Origin of the sequence: Vibrio metschnikovii CIP 69.14 (genome assembly GCF_000176155.1) — a bacterium.
GTDB classification, from domain to species: domain Bacteria; phylum Pseudomonadota; class Gammaproteobacteria; order Enterobacterales; family Vibrionaceae; genus Vibrio; species Vibrio metschnikovii.
This window is the reverse complement of sequence record NZ_ACZO01000006.1, coordinates 970,015-993,158: the sequence shown is the minus strand read 5'-3', so window position 1 is coordinate 993,158 and position 23,144 is coordinate 970,015. Positions and strand designations below refer to the sequence as shown.

General features: G+C 42.5%; 18 protein-coding genes, 4 tRNA genes and 1 pseudogene. 15 read left to right on the top strand and 8 right to left on the bottom strand.

The genetic code is table 11. The annotated features are described in order from the left end of the window. Positions 1-22: 22 nt before the first annotated feature. Complete coding sequence (locus VIB_RS07905) at positions 23-505, bottom strand: DUF3015 family protein (RefSeq protein ID WP_004395424.1); 483 nt, start codon at positions 503-505, stop codon at positions 23-25. 721 nt (positions 506-1,226) lie between these two features. Here VIB_RS07905 and uvrY point away from each other — a divergent pair. The 7 genes from uvrY to VIB_RS07870 all read left to right on the top strand — a co-directional run bounded on the left by uvrY (position 1,227) and on the right by VIB_RS07870 (position 5,054). Continuing rightward, on the top strand, positions 1,227-1,871 hold the full coding sequence (uvrY, locus tag VIB_RS07900) for a UvrY/SirA/GacA family response regulator transcription factor (protein WP_040904361.1): 645 nt from the start codon (positions 1,227-1,229) through the stop codon (positions 1,869-1,871). After that, complete coding sequence (uvrC, locus tag VIB_RS07895; protein WP_004395422.1) at positions 1,871-3,700, top strand: excinuclease ABC subunit UvrC; 1,830 nt, start codon at positions 1,871-1,873, stop codon at positions 3,698-3,700. Before uvrY ends, uvrC begins: the two co-directional genes overlap by 1 nt. Positions 3,701-3,746: 46 nt before the next feature. Next, positions 3,747-4,304: a CDP-diacylglycerol--glycerol-3-phosphate 3-phosphatidyltransferase gene (gene pgsA / locus VIB_RS07890; RefSeq protein WP_040904360.1), complete on the top strand. Its 558-nt coding sequence runs from the start codon at positions 3,747-3,749 to the stop codon at positions 4,302-4,304. Positions 4,305-4,655: 351 nt separating this feature from the next. Further along, positions 4,656-4,729: transfer RNA gene (locus tag VIB_RS07885), tRNA-Cys, on the top strand. A gap of 2 nt (positions 4,730-4,731) precedes the next feature. Then, positions 4,732-4,807: transfer RNA gene (locus tag VIB_RS07880), tRNA-Gly, on the top strand. A gap of 47 nt (positions 4,808-4,854) precedes the next feature. Further along, a tRNA-Leu gene (locus VIB_RS07875) sits at positions 4,855-4,941 on the top strand. 37 nt (positions 4,942-4,978) lie between these two features. Continuing rightward, positions 4,979-5,054, top strand: a tRNA-Gly gene (locus VIB_RS07870). Between the two features lie 168 nt (positions 5,055-5,222). Here the strand turns inward: VIB_RS07870 and VIB_RS07865 are convergent. Together VIB_RS07865 and VIB_RS07860 are read right to left on the bottom strand one after the other, a co-directional pair. Next, a complete protein-coding gene (locus tag VIB_RS07865) occupies positions 5,223-6,152 on the bottom strand; it encodes a LysR family transcriptional regulator (RefSeq protein ID WP_004395420.1) in 930 nt (309 codons plus the stop codon). Between the two features lie 10 nt (positions 6,153-6,162). Beyond that, positions 6,163-6,645, bottom strand: a complete 483-nt coding sequence (locus VIB_RS07860) for a GNAT family N-acetyltransferase (protein WP_040904846.1) — start codon at positions 6,643-6,645, stop codon at positions 6,163-6,165. Between the two features lie 283 nt (positions 6,646-6,928). Here VIB_RS07860 and pheS point away from each other — a divergent pair, with 283 nt between their 5' ends. The 4 genes from pheS (at position 6,929) to VIB_RS07840 (ending at position 13,788) form a co-directional block, all read left to right on the top strand. Continuing rightward, a complete protein-coding gene (gene pheS, locus VIB_RS07855; protein ID WP_004395419.1) occupies positions 6,929-7,912 on the top strand; it encodes a phenylalanine--tRNA ligase subunit alpha in 984 nt (327 codons plus the stop codon). A gap of 17 nt (positions 7,913-7,929) precedes the next feature. Continuing rightward, positions 7,930-10,317 carry a phenylalanine--tRNA ligase subunit beta gene (pheT, locus tag VIB_RS07850; protein ID WP_004395418.1) on the top strand — a complete coding sequence of 796 codons (2,388 nt, stop codon included), beginning with the start codon at positions 7,930-7,932 and terminating at the stop codon, positions 10,315-10,317. 427 nt (positions 10,318-10,744) lie between these two features. Beyond that, complete coding sequence (gene ihfA, locus VIB_RS07845) at positions 10,745-11,041, top strand: integration host factor subunit alpha (protein ID WP_004395417.1); 297 nt, start codon at positions 10,745-10,747, stop codon at positions 11,039-11,041. A gap of 329 nt (positions 11,042-11,370) precedes the next feature. Next, positions 11,371-13,788, top strand: coding sequence for a M9 family metallopeptidase (locus tag VIB_RS07840; RefSeq protein ID WP_004395416.1), 2,418 nt, complete (start codon positions 11,371-11,373; stop codon positions 13,786-13,788). A gap of 122 nt (positions 13,789-13,910) precedes the next feature. Here VIB_RS07840 and VIB_RS07835 read toward each other — a convergent pair whose 3' ends face one another. Next, a complete protein-coding gene (locus tag VIB_RS07835; protein ID WP_004395415.1) occupies positions 13,911-14,687 on the bottom strand; it encodes a RelA/SpoT domain-containing protein in 777 nt (258 codons plus the stop codon). A gap of 326 nt (positions 14,688-15,013) precedes the next feature. On the opposite strand from VIB_RS07835, the gene VIB_RS07830 reads away from it, so the two are divergent. The 3 genes and pseudogenes from VIB_RS07830 (at position 15,014) to VIB_RS18340 (ending at position 16,711) form a co-directional block, all read left to right on the top strand. After that, positions 15,014-15,661, top strand: coding sequence for a thiopurine S-methyltransferase (locus VIB_RS07830; RefSeq protein ID WP_004395414.1), 648 nt, complete (start codon positions 15,014-15,016; stop codon positions 15,659-15,661). A 105-nt stretch (positions 15,662-15,766) separates the two neighbouring features. Further along, positions 15,767-16,183 (top strand): annotated as a pseudogene (locus tag VIB_RS18345) (PAS domain-containing protein); the annotation flags it as partial. A gap of 87 nt (positions 16,184-16,270) precedes the next feature. Beyond that, positions 16,271-16,711, top strand: a complete 441-nt coding sequence (locus tag VIB_RS18340; protein ID WP_244262433.1) for a methyl-accepting chemotaxis protein — start codon at positions 16,271-16,273, stop codon at positions 16,709-16,711. A gap of 82 nt (positions 16,712-16,793) precedes the next feature. Here VIB_RS18340 and purT read toward each other — a convergent pair whose 3' ends face one another. Next, complete coding sequence (gene purT / locus VIB_RS07820) at positions 16,794-17,969, bottom strand: formate-dependent phosphoribosylglycinamide formyltransferase (protein ID WP_004395412.1); 1,176 nt, start codon at positions 17,967-17,969, stop codon at positions 16,794-16,796. A 324-nt stretch (positions 17,970-18,293) separates the two neighbouring features. Here purT and VIB_RS07815 point away from each other — a divergent pair, with 324 nt between their 5' ends. Continuing rightward, positions 18,294-20,987 (top strand): EAL domain-containing protein, encoded by a 2,694-nt coding sequence (locus tag VIB_RS07815; protein WP_004395411.1) that lies wholly within the window; start codon positions 18,294-18,296, stop codon positions 20,985-20,987. A gap of 33 nt (positions 20,988-21,020) precedes the next feature. On the opposite strand, the gene cdd is transcribed toward VIB_RS07815, so the two are convergent. The 3 genes from cdd to VIB_RS07800 form a co-directional block, all read right to left on the bottom strand. Continuing rightward, a complete protein-coding gene (cdd, locus tag VIB_RS07810) occupies positions 21,021-21,908 on the bottom strand; it encodes a cytidine deaminase (protein WP_004395410.1) in 888 nt (295 codons plus the stop codon). 163 nt (positions 21,909-22,071) lie between these two features. Next, positions 22,072-22,749, bottom strand: coding sequence for a CidB/LrgB family autolysis modulator (locus tag VIB_RS07805; protein WP_004395409.1), 678 nt, complete (start codon positions 22,747-22,749; stop codon positions 22,072-22,074). After that, a complete protein-coding gene (locus VIB_RS07800) occupies positions 22,749-23,135 on the bottom strand; it encodes a CidA/LrgA family protein (protein WP_115152724.1) in 387 nt (128 codons plus the stop codon). Before VIB_RS07800 ends, VIB_RS07805 begins: the two co-directional genes overlap by 1 nt. Positions 23,136-23,144: the final 9 nt, after the last annotated feature.

The window sequence follows — 23,144 nt, the reverse complement described above, 5'->3', positions numbered from 1 at the left end:
TGCTTTGGTCAGGAATCAGCGATTAGATAGTGTAAGCAGCAAGGGCTTGATCTTGAGCAACTAAGGTATTTAGATTAGTAAATACTTCTTGTGAAGTCACGTTTTCAGATTGGAAAACGTTGGCAAAATTTTCTTTTGCTAGTTGATTAAACGCTGCTTTATCAGAGGCTTGAATTCCCCAAACTTCAGAAAGTGTTGCTAGTGTTTCGCCTTCGCCACGTGCGATATCACGTGCAAGGTTATCAAGGTTACCATCGATAAATAGCGCAAGTTTTTGTGCGGAATTAATTGTGCCAGTGCCATCACACCCTAGTGTACCAAAAGTGATACCGAAGGTTTGGTTACCAGAAGTACCGTTGGTGGTGGCACCAAGTACTTTAAACACTTTACCTTCCTTACCATCAAAGATCATGGTGCCGACACCACAACCAATATCAGAGTCTGCCATTACTGCGTTAGAAAAAGGAAGTGCTACAAGAGCGGCCACTGCGAATAGTTTTTTCATGTTTTTATATCCTTAAGATTATCGTTTTAATATCAAAATATCCCAAAGCGCTTTACCTATATAAATCGAGCATGAGTGGTGACTCAGTGAGCTGATAATAAACGGTGCGTATTATGGAATTGATTGACGGGACTTATAAATATATGAAATTGACTGCATTTTCAATCGAAAGTTACGAATGACTCTCAAAAAGTGGGTGTTTTGTGTGATCTTTGTTCAGTATTAAGCCTGTTTATAAAATGAGGATGTCTATTTTTTAATTACCTTCATAGTATTTGAGAATAACGTCAATACATTCTTCAGCCACGCAATTATACCCAAACAACTTGGAGTTGCAGGTAGGCGGAAAGTGAGTTCATCCCCATGAGCATAGACAGACTCTATGATTGGGGTTAATGAACGTAGCCAACACTGCTGCAGCTTCAAGTCGGAAGGGTATACTGGTCTGTCTAATTAGATTCGCTTAGGGTTGTTACACGTTGCTTGTTAAAGAGATATAAAGGTTTCATGTTAGTGATTTATGGTGTTGAGTAGAAACGTTTTAATGAGAGCTTAATTGCCTATTAAACTGCACAGTTTGTAAAAGAAATACTTGCCAAACGTGTGCTTTCAGCACATATTCATTGGCAGCGAGCTAGCCATTTAGGTTAGACTAAGCAGCCATGCTGCATCTTTAATATGATAAAGTGCAGAGCGAATAGATAAGTGTGGAGATACAAGTTTGATCAATGTTTTCCTTGTAGATGATCACGAGCTGGTTCGCACAGGGATACGACGTATTATTGAAGACGTCCGTGGAATGAACGTAGTAGGGGAAGCGGATAGCGGTGAAGATGCAGTAAAATGGTGTCGTAGTAATCACACTGATATTGTATTAATGGATATGAATATGCCCGGTATTGGTGGATTGGAAGCCACTAAGAAGATTTTACGTTTTAATCCAGACGTAAAAATCATTGTGCTTACTATTCATACTGAGAATCCGTTCCCAACCAAAGTGATGCAAGCTGGTGCGGCTGGTTATTTAACCAAAGGTGCCGCGCCTGATGAAATGGTGAATGCTATTCGTATTGTGAATAGCGGCCAGCGATATATTTCTCCTGAAATCGCTCAGCAAATGGCATTAAGCCAGTTTTCACCCGCCTCTGAAAATCCGTTTGCTGGTCTATCAGAACGTGAGTTACAAATCATGATGATGATCACTAAAGGCCAAAAAGTAACCGATATTTCTGAGCAACTTAATTTTAGTCCAAAGACAGTCAATAGCTATCGTTATCGTTTGTTTGCCAAGCTAGATATTAACGGGGATGTTGAGTTAACTCATTTAGCCATTCGACATGGGATGCTCGATACAGAGAAGTTGTAGTGGCTGATTTTGATTCTGTTTCCTTTTTAAAAAATGTCACCCATCAGCCCGGTGTGTACCGTATGTATAACACTGAGGCTGAGGTGATTTATGTTGGTAAAGCCAAAGATCTTAAAAAACGACTGTCTAGCTATTTTCGTAGTAAAGTCGACAGTGAAAAGACCCGAGCTTTAGTCAGTCATATCAATAAAATTGACGTCACGGTTACTCATACTGAAACCGAAGCGTTGATCCTCGAACATAACTACATCAAACAGTATTTACCTAAATACAATGTGTTGTTGCGGGATGATAAATCTTATCCTTATATCTTCATCAGTGCGCACAAGCATCCTCGTCTCTCTGCGCATCGCGGTGCAAAAAAGCGTAGAGGCGAGTACTTTGGTCCTTATCCAGATTCTGGTGCGGTGCGAGAAACATTGCACTTGATTCAAAAAATATTTCCAGTGCGGCAATGCGAAGATACCGTGTACAGCAACCGTGTTCGCCCTTGTTTAATGTATCAAATCGGCCGTTGTGCAGCCCCTTGTGTGAAGAGTTTGATCAATGATGAGGATTATGCCGAGTTGGTGAACTGTGTGCGGCTATTTTTACAAGGTAAAGATAAACAAGTACTGGAAATGTTGATCGGGAAAATGGAACAAGCCAGTCAGGCTTTACGTTTTGAAGATGCAGCAAAGTTTCGTGACCAAATTCAAGCGATTCGCCGTGTGCAGGAACAGCAGTTTGTGGCTGAAGACTCACAAGATGATCTGGACGTGCTTGGTTTTGCGCAAGAAAAAGGGTTGGCGTGTATCCATATTTTGATGATTCGCCAAGGTAAAGTTTTGGGGAGTCGGAGTTTTTTTCCAAAAATCCCAGCCAATACCGAGTCGCAAGAAGTCTTCGAAAGTTTTTTAAGCCAATACTATCTTAATCATACTGATAGCCGAGTGGTTCCGAGTCGAATTATTCTTAATCAGGGGTTATTAAAAGAGACCAAACCATTACAGCTGGCGTTGCGTGAATTAGCTGGGCATAACGTTCATTTTCATGTGAGTCCGACGGGGACACGTGGCCAATACTTGAAGTTATCAAATACCAATGCATTGAGCGCGATGACCAGTAAGCTTAATCACAAGATGACCATTCAGCAGCGTATTAATGAGCTGCAGCGTGTATTAGGTATAGAGAATATAGCTCGTATGGAATGTTTTGATATCTCTCATACTATGGGAGAAAGTACGGTTGCTTCTTGTGTGGTATTTAATCAAGAGGGGCCAATCAAAGCAGAATATCGCCGTTTTAATATCACTGGAATTACTGGCGGTGATGATTACGCGGCCATGGCCCAAGCTTTAGAGCGTCGTTACGCAAAGCAATTGGATGTGGATAAAATTCCGGATGTGATATTTATTGATGGTGGTAAAGGTCAGCTCAATCGCGCGTTACAGATCATTACTCAATGTTGGCAAGATTGGCCGAAGCGGCCACAATTGATTGGTATAGCAAAAGGGATTACTCGTAAACCTGGCCTTGAAACATTAATCACCACTGAGGGCGATGAGTTTCATTTACCCAGTGATGCGCCTGCATTACACCTTATCCAACACATTCGCGACGAAAGCCATAATCACGCTATTACCGGACATCGTGCTAAACGAGGTAAAACTCGACGTACCAGTACGTTAGAAGGGATTGAAGGCGTGGGGCCTAAACGTCGGCAAGCTTTATTGAAATACATGGGAGGCTTACAAGAAATTAAGCGTGCGACTGTTGAAGAAATCGCCAAGGTGCCGGGTATTAGTCACTCTTTAGCAGAAATTATTTATCAGGCATTGAAACCATAGTCAAAATGCAGCACCATTAACGCGCCATTGATCAGAGCCTAACATTATGCGTTTAAATATTCCTAACATCTTGTCGTTATTGAGACTTTTTCTCATCCCTGTTTTTATTGTTGTTTTTTATTTGCCTTATAGCTGGTCTCCTTTTGCTGCAGCAATGATTTTTTTTGTGGCTGGTTTTACCGATTGGTTAGATGGCATGTTGGCGAGGAAGCTTGACCAAACATCGCGTTTTGGTGCGTTTATTGATCCGGTTGCTGATAAGGTTCTTGTCGCTACTGCGCTGATTTTGATCACCGAGTATTATCATTCAATATGGATAACCATCCCCGCGGTGACCATGATTGGGCGAGAAATTATTATTTCAGCATTAAGAGAATGGATGGCTGAAATCGGTAAGCGCGCTAGTGTGGCCGTTTCTTGGATTGGTAAAGTAAAAACCGTCAGTCAAATGTTTGCATTGTGGATTTTGATTTGGCGTTATGACCAATGGATGGTGTGGTTAGGATTCATTGCCTTATACATTGCGACCATTTTAACGTATTGGTCAATGGCGCAATATTTAGCAGCGGCGAAAAATGATTTGCTAAATGAAGAACATCATTAGAAAAGCGGGCATCGGCCCGTTTTTCTATTTTTAAACACCAACGATCTAGAGGTCGATTGGGTTTGGCTGCGATTATTTTTTAATAACGCGTTTCTTGTTGATTAATGATCGTCGATTATTGTTCGATAAAGGCTAATCAAAAGCCTCATAAAAATGGATTTTTGCTCGTTATGTTCTGGATAAATAGAGACTTTTTGCTAAAAAAATAAACAAAAAAACCATTTTTGAATGCAAAGTAATCAAACGATTCAAAAAGCAAAAAAATTCTATTGACTGATCGCATCGAATCCGTAGAATGCATCCCGTACTCAAGAGCAACGCGATAAAGAAGCAAGCGGTTTGAGTTTCGAAGGCGCGTTGGCAGAGTGGCCATGCAGCGGATTGCAAATCCGTGAACCTCGGTTCGACTCCGGGACGCGCCTCCATTGCGACACTAGCTCAGTTGGTAGAGCGCAACCTTGCCAAGGTTGAGGTCACGAGTTCGAACCTCGTGTGTCGCTCCAGATTATATTAGCACGGCAAAAGCGGTGCTAAATTAAAAAATTAGTGTGCCCTGGTGGTGAAATTGGTAGACACAAGGGATTTAAAATCCCTCGACTTTCGAGTCGTGCCGGTTCAAGTCCGGCCCGGGGCACCATTTATAAAGAGCAACGTGATAACGTCACTTGCTTAATGCGACACTAGCTCAGTTGGTAGAGCGCAACCTTGCCAAGGTTGAGGTCACGAGTTCGAACCTCGTGTGTCGCTCCAAAATAAAAAAGCCCAGCCAGAAATGGTTGGGCTTTTTTTATGTTAACTGTTTTCTGTTGAAAAAGACTTACGTTTTAATAGATAGCATCATATTCAGATTTGCTGATGTCCGATTGATTGAACTATAGCCTAGGAAACCTATTCAATACTGGAGTACACAAGCATTGACTAAGAGACCAGTAGTGAGTAGCCAATATCTTGTTTGTCTTTGATATCTTGTTTAAAAAACTGATAGCAGAATTCACGAAACCAGCGATGTTCAAGTGAGTGATGGTGTTTTGCATGCCAAAGTAAGTAATAATCGTGCTGAGGCAGCTCATAAGGCGTAGGAAAAAGGGTCACTGGGTGCCCTTGGGCATATTGAGCGGCGATATGTAATGGTAACGTAACCAAGCAGTCGGTACCAATCATGGTTTCAATGGCAAGACGAATTGAAGGTAACGTGGCAAAGATCCGACGTTTTTTTCGATAGCGTTGAAATAACGTATCAACTTGTAAGCTTTCCGTATGAAGTCCACTGACTAAAATATGCCTTGCTCGAAAGTAGTCATCAAGTGTGAGTGTTGTATTTTGCTCGATATGCTGTGACCAACGACAGACGACATACTGATCACTGGCTAATTTTTTACCATGTAAGTTTTCAGGGACAATAACAGATAATGTGGCGAGTAAATCTACTTGGCTTTCGGCTAACTCGCTGAGTGCACGATCTTGCCATAGTGTTGTATTGAGTCTAGCTCTGGGGGCTTGCTGATGAAATTCTCGGCAAAGTTGGGGCAGAATATCTGGTGAAATAAAATGATTGAGCGCGAGATTAAATGGCCGCTGAATTTTATGCACTTCACAATCGGCAGGTTGATAAAGTTGTTCCAGTTGTGTAAATACGGAGGGGAGAAGTACCAGTAATGATTCTCCCCGTTTGGTTAATATAAATTGCTGTCCTTGCCTGATAAGTAACGGATCCTGAAACTCTTCGCGCAGTTGTTTAAGCGTTTTGCTGATAGCGGGTTGAGTAACGTTCAGTTTTTTAGCTGCATCAGTGAGATTTTTGGTCTCTAATAGGGCATATAGGGTCGGCAGCAATTTATAGTTATGCATAGTATCCTGATTATAACTTTTTCATCATCCAAACATCACAGCCACCATGTTCAGTACCTTCGAGAGGTTTTGATAGGTGCTCAAAACCTAATCGTTCATACAATGTGATAGCTGAAGACATACTAGAAAGGGTATCAAGATAACAGTACTGAAACCCTTGAGATTTAGCAAATTCGAGACAGCGTTCGGCGATGATTCTTCCGCCGCCGTAACCCCGGCTTTTGGCTAGTAAGAACAACTTTTTTAATTCGCAAATACTCCCACTATCTTGAAAAGGTGCTATTCCACCCCCTCCAACAATATCATTATCTAATAGAGCAACAAGATATAGGCTATGCCTATCCTGAGTGTAGTACTTACTCATAGTTAAAACTTCTTCATCAGCAGGTCCAAAACCTTCGCCGACCGCACCAAATTCAGCACCGACTTGTTTAATAATTTGGCAAATTGCAGCGTCGTGTTCTGCTTCAATGGGTAAAATTGTTAATGGCATCATCAACCTCTGGTTATAATCTTTGTGGTTCTAACCATAACGGGCAGCGTCATTTGAACAAAATCAATTTATGACAAAATCACTATAACTAAAAGTTATTTTGCAAGTACCTAACTTGATGAGTTAGCGATGAATAAACACGCAAAAAATGAAGGAAATGTGATTTCAATTTGGCTTTGACAGCGGCTTTCGTTACTATGTACAGCTTACTAAAAACCCCAAGAATCCCTTAATTCCCTCACGGGTGCCTTAAGGAAACTGCGCATCAGCAGACGAGGAAACAATGCAACATCTACAACAGATTATTGCTAACGCGACAGCAGCTATTGATGCTGCGGAGTCGTTAGTTGCACTGGATGAAGTGCGTGTTCATTATCTGGGCAAAAAGGGTGAGCTAACGGCTCAACTGCAAAGCCTAGGTAAATTACCACCAGAAGAGCGTCGTACCGCAGGTCAAGAGATCAACGTTGCCAAAGAAACCGTACAAAAAGCGATTTCACTGCGTAAAGATGCTTTACAACGCGCCGAATTAGAAGCGAAGTTGGCGGCTGAAACGATTGACGTGACTTTACCTGGTCGCCGTATTGATAATGGTGGTTTACACCCAGTCACTCGCACGATTGAACGCATCGAAAACTTTTTTGGTGAATTAGGCTTTAGCGTTGAGTCTGGCCCTGAGGTTGAAGATGCCTTCCATAACTTTGATGCGTTAAATATTGCTGCCGATCATCCGGCGCGTACCGATCACGATACCTTCTTTTTTAATCCTGATTTGATGCTGCGTACTCACACTTCTGGCGTACAGATCCGCACGATGGAAAACGGTAAACCACCGTTCCGCTTTATTGCTCCAGGTCGTGTGTATCGTAATGATTATGATCAGACTCATACGCCAATGTTCCATCAAGTCGAAGGCATGTTGGTCGATGAAAAGGTTAACTTTGCTCAACTTAAAGGCATTTTACACGATTTTCTATGCAACTTCTTTGAAGAAGAAGTTGAGGTGCGTTTCCGTCCATCTTATTTTCCTTTTACCGAGCCCTCCGCTGAAGTGGATGTGAAAGGTAAGAACGGTAAATGGTTAGAAGTACTGGGTTGCGGTATGGTTCATCCTAATGTATTGCGCAGTGTCGGTATTGACCCTGAGCAGTACTCAGGTTTTGCCTTTGGTATGGGAGTAGAGCGTTTAACGATGTTGCGTTATGGCGTGAACGATCTACGTTCGTTTTTCGAAAACGACCTGCGTTTCCTTAAACAATTCAAGTAATCCAGAGGCTTATCACTATGAAATTTAGCGAATCTTGGCTTCGTGAGTGGGTAAACCCTGCGGTTAGCACTGACGAATTGACTCATCAAATTACTATGGCAGGGTTAGAAGTCGATGACGTTCTCCCTGTTGCTGGCGTGTTTAACGGTGTTAAAGTTGGCCAAGTGGTTGAATGTGGTCAACATCCTGACGCTGATAAACTGCGTATCACTAAAGTCGATGTCGGTGAAGACGAATTACTCGATATCGTTTGTGGCGCAGCCAACTGCCGTCAAGGCCTGAAAGTCGCGGTTGCTACCGTTGGTGCTGTACTGCCTGGCGATTTCAAAATTAAGAAAGCCAAATTACGTGGCCAGCCTTCTCACGGCATGTTGTGTTCATTCTCAGAGTTAGGGATTGACATTGAATCAGACGGGATTATGGAATTAGCGCAAGATGCGCCGATTGGCTGTGATTTTCGTGAGTTTTTAGGTCTTAATGATGTCACTATCGATGTCGACCTTACGGCTAACCGTGCTGATTGTTTCAGCTTGCGGGGATTGGCGCGTGAAGTTGGCGTACTTAACCGTCTGGATATTATTGAGCCATCGGTTGCTCCTGTAGCGGCGTCAATTAACGATAGCCTAACGATTGATATCCAAGCACCTGCGGCTTGTCCGCGTTATCTTGGACGAATTGTCAAAAACGTTAATGTGAACGCCGCCACTCCATTATGGATGCAGGAAAAGTTACGCCGTTGCGGTATTCGTTCGATCGATCCGATTGTCGACATCACTAACTATGTGATGCTAGAGCAAGGCCAGCCAATGCATGCGTTTGATTTGGCAAAGATTGAGGGCGGTATTGTGGTACGTCTTGCTGAGCAAGATGAAAAGCTAACTCTTCTCGATGGCACAGAAGCGACGCTCAATCCTGATACCTTATTGATTGCTGACCATAACAAACCACTGGCGATTGCAGGTGTATTTGGTGGTGAGCATTCTGGGGTAAGTTCAAGCACGCAAGATGTGTTATTAGAGTCGGCTTTCTTCGCGCCAGATCATATCCGCGGTCGTGCTCGTCGTTATGGATTACATACTGATTCGTCGATGCGCTTTGAACGTGGTGTAGACTACGAGTTACAGCAAGCGGCTCTTGAGCGTGCTACCCAACTATTGATTGATATTTGTGGTGGTCAAGCGGCTCCTATTGTTGCTGCACAATCTGATCAGCATCTCCCAAGTGCGAATCAAGTGACTCTACGTCGGACGACATTGGATAATTTACTTGGCCATACTATTGCCGATGCCGATGTGGTCGAAATTCTACAACGTCTTGGTATGCAAGTAGAAACCACGTCACAAGGTTGGCAAGCGACTGCACCAACTTGGCGTTTTGATATCGCTATCGAGCAAGATTTAGTTGAAGAAATTGGCCGTATTTATGGCTATGACAATATTCCTAATCAAGCTCCTCAAGCGGCATTGAATATGAATGCCCACAAAGAAGCGCGTTTACCGCTCAAGCGTGTGCGTGATTTGTTAGTGGATCGTGGTTATCACGAAGCCATCACTTATAGCTTTGTTGAACCGGAACAGCAAAAACTAGTGGTTCCGAATATAGAACCACTCATTTTACCAAACCCAATTTCTGCCGATATGTCAGCGATGCGCCTTAGCTTAATCCAAGGCTTGCTGAATACGGTGGTGCACAACCAGAAACGTCAACAGCCGCGCGTACGTTTGTTTGAGCAAGGTTTGCGTTTTATTCCCGATCAAGCTGCTGAAAATGGTATGCGTCAAGAGCCTATGCTGGCTGGTGTGATCGCTGGTACTCGTGGTGATGAACATTGGAACATGGAAACGGCTAGCGTTGATTTCTTTGATTTAAAAGGCGATGTAGAAGCAATCCTCGATTTAACTGCGAATGGCCTAGCTTATCAGTTTACGGCAACGCAGCATCCGGCATTGCATCCTGGTCAGGCGGCTGCGATTGTGCTGGATGGTAAAGAGATCGGCGTGATTGGTACCGTTCATCCAGAACTTGAGCGTAAATTTGGTTTAAATGGTCGTACAATCGTATTTGAAATCGAATGGTCAGCGATTAATACCAAAGTGATCCCTGAAGCCGTCGCTCTATCTAAGTTCCCTGCAAATCGCCGTGATATTGCTCTCGTTGTCGATCAAAATGTTGCTTCTGGTGACATCGTTGCTACTTGTCAATCGGCGGGTGGCTCGTTATTACGCGATGCTAAACTGTTCGATGTTTACGTTGGTAAAGGTGTTGAGGAGGGTAAGAAGAGCTTAGCTATTGCGCTTATCTTACAATCGGCAGAGCGAACGCTAGAAGATGCGGATATCACTGCTGCAGTGAACAATATTGTTCAAGCGGTGGCTGAACAGTACTCTGCAACACTGCGAGACTAAATAGATAAGATACATTCAGTAAACCAAAAAGCAGATCAAGTCGATCTGCTTTTTTTAGGTCTAATTTTTAGAATTATAAAAACAACAGTATGATTTTTAAGATTATTTACAAAAATTTCAGATCGAGATCAATAAAGATAAGGTTTGTGTTTTTAGTGTTATAGTCTTTAATTGTCTTATTTTATGTATAAATTTAGATTTAAATTTTTTATTTTTAATCAATTAAGTTTTTAATTTCATGACTGTATGCAAAATGTACCATTCTAAAGGCTTCCCAGTCGATATCCTTCATAATAAAAAAGTTGGCGAAAATCATAAGCTTGGCATACACTTTTCAACAGAGCCGATATGTCTTTGATTGGTTGAACAAAAATGATTTTTATGCTGCTTAATGCAGCAAAGTTTAACCTAGCTTTGAGGAAAGTTTATGGCGCTCACAAAAGCCGATTTGGCTGAAAACCTGTTCGAAAAACTAGGGTTTAGTAAACGGGATGCCAAGGACACGGTGGAAGTATTTTTTGAAGAAATTCGTAAAGCACTTGAGAATGGCGAACAAGTAAAACTGTCTGGTTTCGGTAATTTCGATCTGCGAGATAAAAGTGAAAGGCCAGGTCGAAACCCTAAAACTGGAGAAGATATTCCGATTTCAGCTCGGCGTGTCGTTACATTTCGTCCAGGACAGAAGTTAAAAGCCCGTGTCGAAAATATTCAAGTGGTAAAATAGTAATACATCGCATCAGGCCATACGTTAAGTATGGCCTCGGTGTTTTTACTTAACCTGTTGATAGAAAAGCCTTTCTTAACTTCTGTTTTGGAAGCAGTCTCTTGTTTTTAAATTAACCCAGTTTCATATCCCCGCCGTTATCCGTATAACCACGCCTCTGTTCAATCAATAATAAAGCGCCTAAGTTTAAGCTTACCTAAGCAACTGGATGCTACCAATGTCTGTACCGTCTTAATTGGCTATAGAATGGCCATTCTATGAATGGCGTACCTAATTAGGTTTTTATCCAAGTCGTTAGGAAAGCTCACTTACGCTTTGGAGTGAGTTATATGGTTCCTTTTTCTTTACGTCGTCAACATCCATTAATGCTAGCCTGTTTATTGGCTTTTTCTTCGGCCAGTTTAGCTGATAACCATTGTTATTTTTCTGAATTAGCTCAGGCCGATGATCGGTTAGCCAGTATTAAACATGCAGACCACACTTGCTATAGTTCATGGTATAGCGCTGGAGTAGATAGCCTCAACGATTTATACAGCGAGCAGAGTATTGCAGCCATTCAGCGTGACTTAATGACTCACGTTGGTCAGTATCAAGGGCAGGCGGATCAAGCGAAGATCATTAATAATTTAAGTGAATTTATTCGTGCTGCTTATTATGTGCGTTTTTATGCCCAAGGTGAACATCAGCCATTTTCTCAAGCATTAAACGAGCGAATTGCACAAACAATCAATCAGTTTCTGCGCTCTCCTCATGTGGTTAATCAAGGCCGAGAGCAAGTTAGTGCCTTTAAAAACATGAGTTTGATGACGGATAGCATTAAACAACTGCCATTGACGATGGACAGTATGATGGCGTTATTAGAGCACTTTACCCCCGATACTGCGCAAAATACTCAATGGGTTGATGGCTTAAATAATTTATTTAGAGCTATGGCCGGTCATATCGGACGAGATGAGTTTTATCAATATTTAGCTCACAATCCACAACATATTGATACTTTGGAGCGGTTTGCGCAAAACAATCAGTGGGCATTAACCACCGACGCAAAATTTTTAGTTTTTAATGCGATTCGAGAAACAGGACGGTTACTGGCTTCCTCTCAGTTAGTTACTCGCCAACAAGCGAAACAAGTGATGCTAGATACGTTACAACGTTACCCGTTAGGTAGTGAACATGAAACGCTATGGTTGGCAGCGGTAGAGATGCTCCAGCACTTCGCCCCAGAAGCGATTGCCGATATAAATATAGAAGCGCAAAAAGACAACCTAGCAGCGCGTATATTACCTAATAGGCACCAATGTGATGGCCCAGCGATTGTTCGTTCGCAAGATTTGACCATACAACAAGAGCGTGAAGTCTGTTCGGTTCTCAACGCGAAAGAGCAAGATTTCCATCAGGTTGTCAACAGCGGTGGTCTACCGGTAGCCGACGATTTGAATGACAAAGTAGAAGTTGTGGTGTTTGCGAATAACCAAAGTTACGTCGATTATTCCGCATTTTTGTTTAATAACACGACGGATAATGGTGGTCAGTATCTAGAGGGCAATCCAGCCGATCCGAATAATCGAGCACGATTTATCGCTTATCGCTATGCTAACGGTGAAGATGCGCTATCAATTCTTAACCTTGAACATGAATATGTCCACTATTTGGATGGACGATTTAACTTATATGGCGGTTTTGGCGAAAACCTTGCTCATGGACATATTGTCTGGTGGTTAGAAGGTTTTGCGGAATACATGCATTATAAACAAGGTTACGATGCTGCTATTCGCACGATTCAACAGGCGAAAATGAGCCTTTCTGATGTTATGGCGACCACCTATTCTCATGATACTAATCGTATTTATCGTTGGGGTTATCTCGCAGTGCGCTATATGTTAGAAGTGCATCCTCAAGAGGTGGATCGCTTGCTGGCGTTGGCAAGACAAGGTCAATATGCACAGTGGGCAGAAGTGGTGAAACAATTAGGTACTCAATATGATGAGGACTTTTCGCGCTGGTTGGATACCTTAAATGTTGATGAGCAACCCTCGATTGATCCAACACCTGAGCAGCCACAAGAGGCACAGCCGATAGAGTTAGAGGCTAATCAAGCGATAATATTGCACGGTAATTATCTTTCTGAGCAACTTTATTATATTGATGTTCCTGAGCGCACGTTAAGCTTTCAGGTTACGATTGATGGGCAAGGTGATGCGGACTTATACATGAGTTATGAAAAAGTCGCTCATTATTATGATTATCAATTCAGTAATGTTGCCCTTGGTAGTAATGAGAGATTAAGTTTTAAGCCTCAAGCGGATGGTTATGTACAAGCTGGTCGTTATTATATTAGTGTCACTGGGAGAGCGGCGTTTTCTGATGTCAAGCTATTGGCACAGATCCAATATGACCAAACTAGCACCCCAAACCATGAAGTTGACGATTTGAACCCGATACGCCTTGAGGCTGAGGTCAAACAGAACTTAATGGTGAATCAGCGTCGTTATGCAGCGATTTACGTCCCTGAAGGTGTTCAACGTGTCCAAATATGGATGACGCCAACACAATCCACCACGAATAATGTTGATCTCTTTGCAAGCCAAGTCACATGGCCAAGTAGAGATGACTATCAATGGAACTCTGTGCGATCAGACAGTCATGAATATCTATCGATGCCAATAGAAAAAGCCGGTTATATCTACTTCACTTTGGATGCGCAAGCACGAGGTGAGAATGTTGACTTAGTGGTTTATTTCGATTAATCACGATAAAAATCATGGAACTCAGTTTAGTTTGCTCAAAAACTAATGAGTTCATAGACAAAACATCAACAAAAGAACGCAGAGCCATCTAGACTCTGCGTTCTTTATTGTGATCGAGATAATTAAGCCGCTTGGATATTTGTCGTAATGTACGGCTGCCAAGCCTGTTGATATAAGTTGAGAGATTGATGGCGAATTTGATGGATTTTGGCTACTTCCCAATCGGTGAGTGGTCTTTGCTCTTGGCTGGCGTTACGTTCGATATGCTGTATTTGTTCGTATAAAGCATGCTCTGGGCCACTTTTGACTTCCGCGATGGCTTTTAAGTGCAATTGAACTTCGGCAATAATTTTACTTTTTGGTAATTCGACTAAGAGATTTAAATCACGGTAGCCAGAGGCTGCTGGTGTTTTAAAGCGATTTTTTACTTTCACGATCCTCGCTTCGCGTCCTAACACCTCATAAGCTTCGACTAAACTTGGTACATCGTCAGCAATGATGGTCGCGCGTGCTAAATCAGTAATTCGTTCTGGTTGGCCATTGAGTTCTAATGCGATTTTTTCGAGCGCTCTTGAACGAGATTTAGTTCCAGAAAATAGGGCTTGAGCCGATGTGAGCATTGCAGTACCAGTACATAAGGCTTCTAGCTCTAGTTGAGCGTCACTCGCTTTTTGATAAAGTTCATCAAAGTTACTGTATGGTTGAATGACCGAGTGATGCGTGGTTTGGATACCGTATAAACCACTTAAACTATGCTTAAAGCGTTGGGCATTGATTTCATTTTGATATTCTCCTTGGGGCGTTTGAGACGATACATTGACCGGAATGGTTGCGGCGAAGGCAGGGGCTCGGCTTAACATGAATAGCATGAGGGCCGTCGTTCTTAGCAATAGACTCATTCATTCTCCTTAGCTTGCGTTGTTTAGGTCAAAAGAAGGACTTAAAAGAACGCTAATCCAACAACAAACAGAAGCCACTAAGGTTTAAGTTGGGGTGACTGAAACGAATTCAACCTAAAGTATCTTCTCTATTTCAATAATATGGCTTTGGTCACAGTGTTGAGACTCTTGATTGGGTCCACAGTTCCGCATTCGAATGTAAAGAAATGTATATCCTTCACATTTGATGTTGAGCCTTATTGATGACAACAGCATAATGCAGCCTTTTGCGTACTTTAGCGTATCAGTAAGCTAGTCGTCTTTGAATAATACAATGGTTGAGAAAAATGAGAGATCCAGAATTTTGGCATAACAAATGGGCGGCGAATCAGCTTGGTTTCCATCTTGATGACGTTAATCCATTACTCATGGAATATTGGTCAGCGACGTTACCCCAACGTAGCGATAACGTTTTTGTTCCTTTGTGTGGAAAAAGTGAAGACTTAGTCTGGCTAGCCGCTAGACATGATGAGGTTCAAGGTGTTGAGCTTAGCCCAATAGCAGTAAGAGCCTTTTTTGCTGAACATTTTTATACGCCATTAGTGACTCAACTGTCTGCACAGCATGAGAGTTATCAATTTGATGAACTGACTCTTTATACTGGGGATATTTTTACCGCGCCATTGACTCCGGTTGATATTATTTATGATCGCGCGGCCTTAATCGCTCTCCCAGAAGAGATGCGAGTACACTATGCTGAGCGCTTAAAAAGCTTACTGAAGCCGGGAGGTAGAATATTGCTGATCAGTTTGGATTATCCTCAAGAAGAGCGCAGTGGCCCACCATTTAGTGTTAATGAACAAGAAATTCGTCAGTTATTTAATGGCTTTGATATCCAACGTTTAGCTCGTGATGAAGTGGATGCACAGCATCCGGAAAGCGTCAAAAAAGGAGTCAGTTATTTTGCTGAAGAGGTCTGGTTAATAAAAACATAAAGAGCCAAGGCTTTTCGGCATAATGATATAAACTGTAATCAAGGATTTGTTAATTAGGCTCTATTTTGAGCCTCAGCCTTAGCCGTAGATAATAAGGATCGTTTTATGTTTTTTAATCAGCAGTCCAAACAATTAAAACAAGTTACTCAAGAGCGTGACCAGTTAATCGCCGCGGGCGATATTCTTGCGGCAATCGGTAATCATACCGCTTACATCGAGTTTACACCCCGAGGTGAAGTGTTATTTGCGAATAAGCTTTTCTTACAAGTCACAGGGTATGGTTTAGAAGAGATTAAAGGGCATCATCATCGAATGTTCTGTGCTAAAAAACTGAGTGATTCACCTGCTTACTCAACGTTTTGGCAGCAGCTTGCTCAAGGGCAATCTCAATCGGGAACGTTCAGTCGTTTAACCAAAAGCGGGCAAGAAATTTGGATCGAAGCGACCTACAATCCGATTTTTGATGATCAAGGTAAGATCGTTCGAGTTACTAAATTTGCTAGTGATATAACCGATAGAATACAAAGGTCAAAACGGATAGAAGAAGTCACTCTGATTGCCGAGCAGCGTTCTCAAGAAACGGTTTCTCTAACTCATGATGGTTCAAAAATGGTGGCCGATGCGGCTGCTAGTGCACAAGATATTGAAGCTACGGTCAATAAAGCCAATGAGCTAATGGGGCAATTAGCTGGGCAATCTAAACAGATTGTGCAAATTGTGACCACCATTTCTAGTATCGCTGATCAAACCAACTTATTGGCATTGAATGCGGCGATTGAAGCGGCGAGGGCTGGCGAGTATGGCCGTGGATTTGCGGTCGTTGCCGATGAAGTCCGCTCACTTGCAGCCAATACCTCTAAAGCGACCGATGAAATCAGTGCCATTGTAAAAAGAAATACCGAATTAACGACAACCTCAGAAGCGAGTTTAGACAGTGTGCGTTCCAAGGTGACAGAGTGTAATAACCAGTTAAGTATTACCAAAACATTGATTGAAGAAATACGTAAGGGTGCGGTGTACGTTGCGGAGACGATAGAAAAAATCAAATAGTGTTGCCGTTCTCATTACTGATCATAATGAGAACGCTGTTTTTGTTATCGACACGATTTATTGTTGAGTGACAGTAATACGATTAGTACTCAATACTAATCGCTTTAGCGCATTCTATGGCTCGATCTGTGGCTTCGGTCGTCGTTTTACCACGTGTTAAAGCGACACCTAAACGACGACGCCCATTAATCTCAGGTTTCGCAAATAGACGAACCTGAGCGGTTGGTACACTTAGCGCATCATCCAATCCTGAAAATTGGATGTTGTTTGAGATACCTTGACCAAGAATTGCGGCTGAAGCTGAAGGCCCATATTGAGTTATCGCTCCGACGGGTAAACCGATAAAAGCGCGAACATGCAGTGCAAATTCCGATAAATCCTGTGAAATCATCGTGACCATGCCGGTATCGTGTGGGCGAGGGGAGACCTCATTGAAAATGACTTGGTCGCCTTTGACGAACAATTCAACACCAAATAATCCATAGCCACCAAGCGCATTAACAATTTCCTCGGCAACATATTCTGCGGCTTTTAAGGCATTTTCGGACATTGCTTGTGGCTGCCAAGACTCACGATAATCACCCTCTTCTTGTCGGTGACCGATAGGAGCGCAAAAATGGACACCATCGATAGCGCGAACCGTTAATAAAGTGATTTCATAATCAAAATCAACAAAACCTTCGACGATCACTCGACCTGCACCTGAACGTCCGCCTTGTTGAGCATAGTGCCAGGCTTGTTCAATATCTTCTGGGCTTTTTAAAACACTTTGACCTTTACCAGAAGAGCTCATGATCGGTTTACAGACACAAGGTAAGCCGATTTGCTCGACAGCGAGCACGAATTGCTCATAGCTATCAGCAAATTGATAATTGGAGGTTGGTAGCGATAACTGCTCAGCTGCGAGACGACGAATGCCTTCTCGGTTCATCGTCAATTGAGTCGCTTTTGCGGTCGGGATAACGCTGAAACCTTGAGTTTCTAATTCGAGCAGCTTATCCGTGGCGATGGCTTCCACTTCAGGCACGATATAGTGAGGTTGCTCTTGCTCGATGACTTGCTGCAGCGCTTGTGGATCAAGCATATCGAATACATGGTAGCGATGTGCGACTTGCGTTGCAGGGGCATTCGCATAGCGATCACAAGCAATGACTTCTAAACCAAGACGTTGACATTCAATAGCGACTTCTTTACCGAGTTCGCCTGAACCAAGTAATAATACCCGTGTTGCACTATTGAGAGTAGCCGTTCCCAACATAAAGAATCCTTATTCATACTCAATGCCAAAATGACATTGACTTTCGCTTGAGAGATAAAAACAGCGGCAATGATACTGGAACGGTATGAAAAAGAAAACGTTTGCGGCATAGGATAACACTCGATTATCGATCGTTAAAACCTCAACGGCATAGGCTTCATAACGGCGAAATGATCAGAGATAGTCCATACTGTTGGTATTGAAATAAGTGAAATGGGTGGTTTTAGTCGGATACTTAACTTATCGTGGAGCAATATCACGTTACGTGTCGGTTTTAACAACTAAAATCGGATATCTAAGAGCGATGTTAATGAAGAGACGACGATGATCCGTAAGGTTAATTTAGAAATAAAGACAGCTTTACTTTTTGCTCTAGGTTTAGTCGGCGTAGTGCTCAGTAGTTTATTGCTGACTCGGTATTTTTTCTTATATAGCTTATATGAGTTAGAAAATATGGAGGTTAGACGAGCGAGCACTCAGGCCGCATCGGTGATTGAATCGATTATTAAGAGTCAAGAAGAGGCCTCTTATGATTGGGCTCATTGGGATGAAACTTATTTATTTTTGATTGATAAGGATACGGTTTACGTCGAACGTAATTTAACACAGGAAAGCTTAGATATTTTAGGTGTCGATATTATGGTGTTTCTTAAGCCGATGGGAACGCTTTCGTTAGCCTATGGACGCTTTTCAGACTCAGAGGTTAGCCACATTACCGATCAAATGCTGAATTCGGACAGTGTGACAGAATATTTACATTTGATGGAAAGACGAAGAGATAGTGATAAACAAAGTTTTTCCGGTCTTATTCGTGTTGATCAGCAACTATGGGTTATAAGCCTCACATCAGTAAGAGATAATAGTGGTCAAAGTGACATGGTCGGTTGGATGCTTTGGGCTCAAGATTTGACCGCACGTTTTCCTGAACGTTATCAAGCGATTTTAATGGCTGACAATCAACTGATTACCGATTCTGAAGCATTAACATGGTGGACAGAGGTGAGTGTTTCGGAACCTTCATTGGTCATTGAGCGAACAGAACAGTTTTTAACGCACTATTCTCTACTTAAAAGCGCTGTAAATGAGCCGATTGGTGTCTTAAAAACCATAGAACCCAGAATGTATTTTCAACAAGCGAAAATAGTTTTCTTTCGTTTGATCGTAGTGATGACGGTGGTTACAAGTGCTATTGCTCTAGGAATGTACGGTATTTTTTGGATAACCGTCAGTAAACGATTCAGTTATTTTGAGAAGGGGATGCAAAGCTTATTAAGCTCGGTCGATGCTCCGATAAAGAACAAACACACTGATGAGTTTGATCGTATTACTCAATGGGTGAGTGCACTTGCCGAGTCTTCAACACAAACTCAAGAAAAACTGCAAGAAACACTACAAAAATTTGACGCATTATACCATGGACATACGGTTGGGATGATCCTATTAACTGATAAGATCATCGTGGATGTCAGCCCTACCTTGTTAATGTTGTTAGGGTTTCAACGTGAGCAACTGATTGGGCAACCGATAGGCAGTATCTGTGGATGCCACAACACTCAATGTGGCTCCGATCAATTTTATCGTTTACTCAGTCAAGGGCAGCATCACTTTGAAACAGCCATGAAGCGCAGTAATGGTACTGAGATCATCTGTTCGGTTGAAGCAGCGTTACTCAATGATCGTGATCAAACGTCTATTATGTTATCGGTGAAGGATATCAGTGAGCAAAAGCAGCAAGCGGCATTAATCCAAACCTTAACCCATTATGATCCCGTTTCAGGTTTATTAAATCGTCCTACGTTGGTGGACAATGCGAATCAATTATTACTTAATCACCCTCCGGTTAGTATTCTTTACTTATACGCAGCACGATTAAAAGAGATAGAGGCGGTATATGGTCATGATTATTATGATAGGGCTGTGCAGCATCTTGCGACGACTTTAAAACATACATTTCCTGATCTCTCGATAGGACGGGTGAGTGAGCATGCCTTTATGGTATTGAGTACGGATTCCCAAGATGAGTTAATACAAAAGGGCAATCGCATTTTAACGATTTATCGCCAGAAAATTGTGCTAGAAGATATTGAGTGCGATCTTGGCTTAAAAGCGACTTTAGTCTCTTCGTCTATTGGGGTGAAGGATTTTGAGCGTTTATCTCGTGGTGCTGATTATGCGGCGATTCACCATCGCTCCAGTGTATTTGTCACTATGGTCAGTGCAGAAGATACTCAACGCGCAGAGACATTATTAGTGATACATCGAGATATTATCTCTGCGCTAAAAGAAGGCCAATTTATGGCCTATTATCAGCCGATTGTAAAAGCCTCATCGGGTGAATTAGTAGGTTTTGAAGCGCTTGCTCGTTGGCAGCATCCACAGCTTGGTTTGCTTTTCCCTGAAGTTTTTATTCCTGTGGCTGAGCAGAGAAAATTAATTGTTGAGCTCGGAGAACAAATCCTTGATAAAGCTTGCCAATTTATTCGGAGTTTACCTCACCATGAAAGTCATCATTTGAGTATTCATGTCAATATTTCCAGTCCACATTTTCATCATAATAGCTTAGTTGATACATTAAAACGTCTGATTCATCATTACCAACTGCATCCTAGGCAACTGGTGCTTGAATTAACAGAAAGTATTTTATTGGGTGCAGAAGAAGATATCATTCAACGGATGCAAACCATTAAAGCTCTAGGAGTGCAACTTGCCCTCGATGATTTTGGTACCGGTTATTCTTCTTTTAGTTCGTTGTGTAATTTCCCATTAGACATTGTCAAATTGGACAAATCTTATATTGATCGTCTGGAAGATAATCAAAAAGCGCAAATACTGATTAAAAATATTATCTATATGGCTCAAGAGCTGGGTATGACGACGGTTGCTGAAGGTGTTGAAAGTGCCGATCAGCTTAGGCAATTGCTGGTGTGGGATATTGATGAAATCCAAGGATACTATTTTTATAAGCCGATGACTTCGGAGCAGGCAAAGGGGCATTTTTTGACACTACTCCAACCCTAAACCGATGAGCGATGTAGGGTTGGAACGTCATGGTTACAACGCAAGATAAGACAATGGAAGGTCTGGATTAATCGTTTCTAACGTGGCTTGTGTATCGGCTAAATGGCTGATTTGACCTTGTGCCATCTCGACTAATGCAGCGCCCGCTAAGTCGGTGAATTCTTCCCCTGCCATACGCAATTGGATTAACGCGACTTGTAACGGTGGTAAGCTTGGATTAAAAGCGGCATTCTCGGCATAAGCGCCGCTGTATTCAGCACCAGAAGCACTGCGCAAAGCTACGCCACTGAGATTATTAGTATAAGGGGCATGGCTACGGTTGAGTGCGCTGATGGCGGTTTGAATTAACGCATCTTGATCATCACTACGGTAACCATGATCAATCGGGGTCATTAGTGCAGATTGAATTCCCAAATCACTTGGACCAAAAGATTCAGGTAAATAATACTGTAAGGACTTCTCTTCACGTTGTGGCAGTTGAATGGTTAAAGAGGGAGCTGTGTTCAGTTCATTCATAAACTGTCGGCAGTGACCACAAGGACTATAGTTGACGGTCATACTGGCTAGACCTTGTTCACCCTTCATCCACGCATGGCTGATCGCGGCTTGCTCTGCATGAATCGTTTGTCCTAGCTGTGCTCCAGAGAATTCCATGTTAGCGCCAAAATAGAGTCGTCCACTCACTCCTCGAGCAATCGCCCCCACATGAAAATTTGAAATAGGTACGTACGCATAAGCGGCAGCGAGTGGCAATAAAGCGACTCTGAGATCGGCGTCACTTAATCCCGATAAGGCGAGTAATTGATTGAATTGATCAGCAGAAAGGGTGGCATCAAAATGATCAGCCGTGACGATGGGCGTTAGATACTCGGTAAGCGCGGCTGGCATTGGTGATAATGCCTGTTCAATTCGGCTATGCATAATTCATCCTTAATTGGTCAATTGAGCTCCATTTTAGATAATTATCGCGGCCAATCTGTGATTTTTGTCACTTTTTTAAATGTAAATTGATTTCATTTTTCATAATTAGAGTGAGGTCACACATAATACCCATCGAATTCCCCAAAACCTCAACAAGGCGAGTTTAATAAAAAAGCCATAGACTAAAAGCAAACAAGCCGGGAGCTAAAATGGAGGTGATTACACCACAGAGCACAAGAGCCAAAGAGCTGAACGCCGCGTCTCGAGGATCTTTTTCAGCACAGGTTGCAGTACCCAGAGCATGAGCAACAGTCCCTGTGGTTAAGCCTCTGGCAATCGGGTGGGTAATATGAAGCAGGTTATAAATCGGGTAGGCCATAATTGCGCCAAATAACCCCACCAACAGGACAAGAATGGCGGCGATAGCGGGCTCTCCACCCAAATTACTGCTCACTTCCATGGCAATCGGTGTGGTGACGGATTTGCCCATCAAGGCAGCGACTAACGCGACATCCGCTTGCATTGATAAGGCAATAATACTGGCCGTGAGCATGGACATAATACTTCCCACCCCACAGGCTAATAGAATAATCCGCCAATTCGAACGGATTTGTGGTAATTGCTCATAGAGGGGATAAGCGAGCGCCACGACGGCTGGCTGGAGTAAATCACTGATCCAATGGTTATCGGCGTAATAGACTTGGTAAGGAACCTCTAAAACGATCAGTAACGGAATTAAGATAGCGATGCAGATCAACAATGGGTTGACCAAAGGTGAACGGTATTTTTGTGCTACCCAGCGAGCGAAAAAAAACACCATCAGCGTAACCAGTAACCACATTATTTTTTGCCTCTTTTGAGAAAGCGATCAAGCACATAGCCAAGAGAAACTAAAACCAAAGCGGTACCGCCAATCGCACTGGCGAGAATCGGCCAAAGATTAGCGGATAACCTATCAAAATGGACCATCAAACCGACGCTGATCGGTACGAACAGCAAAATCATATAACGGATAAAAAGATGCGCGCTGGGCCGAACCCAGTCGACGGGAACGAGACCGCTAGCCAGTAAAGCAAATAAAATCAACAAGCCAAAAATACTGCCTGGAATCGTAATTCCTAACCAATGTTGTAGGCTAACTCCAGCCCAAAGACAGAGGAAAATCAGTCCCATTGAGACTACGTACTGCGCGGTCGTTTTCAATAATTTGGCTAAGTTAGGTATCATAGCGTTAAT

What these genes read in the sequence shown, in the direction of transcription:
- VIB_RS07905 (WP_004395424.1), bottom strand. Translation starts at nt 505, where the DNA reads ATGAAAAAACTATTCGCAGTGGCCGCTCTTGTAGCACTTCCTTTTTCT.
- pgsA (WP_040904360.1), top strand. Translation starts at nt 3,747, where the DNA reads ATGCGTTTAAATATTCCTAACATCTTGTCGTTATTGAGACTTTTTCTC.
- VIB_RS07865 (WP_004395420.1), bottom strand. Translation starts at nt 6,152, where the DNA reads ATGCATAACTATAAATTGCTGCCGACCCTATATGCCCTATTAGAGACC.
- VIB_RS07860 (WP_040904846.1), bottom strand. Translation starts at nt 6,645, where the DNA reads ATGCCATTAACAATTTTACCCATTGAAGCAGAACACGACGCTGCAATT.
- pheS (WP_004395419.1), top strand. Translation starts at nt 6,929, where the DNA reads ATGCAACATCTACAACAGATTATTGCTAACGCGACAGCAGCTATTGAT.
- pheT (WP_004395418.1), top strand. Translation starts at nt 7,930, where the DNA reads ATGAAATTTAGCGAATCTTGGCTTCGTGAGTGGGTAAACCCTGCGGTT.
- ihfA (WP_004395417.1), top strand. Translation starts at nt 10,745, where the DNA reads ATGGCGCTCACAAAAGCCGATTTGGCTGAAAACCTGTTCGAAAAACTA.
- VIB_RS07840 (WP_004395416.1), top strand. Translation starts at nt 11,371, where the DNA reads ATGGTTCCTTTTTCTTTACGTCGTCAACATCCATTAATGCTAGCCTGT.
- VIB_RS07835 (WP_004395415.1), bottom strand. Translation starts at nt 14,687, where the DNA reads ATGAGTCTATTGCTAAGAACGACGGCCCTCATGCTATTCATGTTAAGC.
- VIB_RS07830 (WP_004395414.1), top strand. Translation starts at nt 15,014, where the DNA reads ATGAGAGATCCAGAATTTTGGCATAACAAATGGGCGGCGAATCAGCTT.
- VIB_RS18340 (WP_244262433.1), top strand. Translation starts at nt 16,271, where the DNA reads ATGGTGGCCGATGCGGCTGCTAGTGCACAAGATATTGAAGCTACGGTC.
- purT (WP_004395412.1), bottom strand. Translation starts at nt 17,969, where the DNA reads ATGTTGGGAACGGCTACTCTCAATAGTGCAACACGGGTATTATTACTT.
- VIB_RS07815 (WP_004395411.1), top strand. Translation starts at nt 18,294, where the DNA reads ATGATCCGTAAGGTTAATTTAGAAATAAAGACAGCTTTACTTTTTGCT.
- cdd (WP_004395410.1), bottom strand. Translation starts at nt 21,908, where the DNA reads ATGCATAGCCGAATTGAACAGGCATTATCACCAATGCCAGCCGCGCTT.
- VIB_RS07805 (WP_004395409.1), bottom strand. Translation starts at nt 22,749, where the DNA reads ATGTGGTTACTGGTTACGCTGATGGTGTTTTTTTTCGCTCGCTGGGTA.
- VIB_RS07800 (WP_115152724.1), bottom strand. Translation starts at nt 23,135, where the DNA reads ATGATACCTAACTTAGCCAAATTATTGAAAACGACCGCGCAGTACGTA.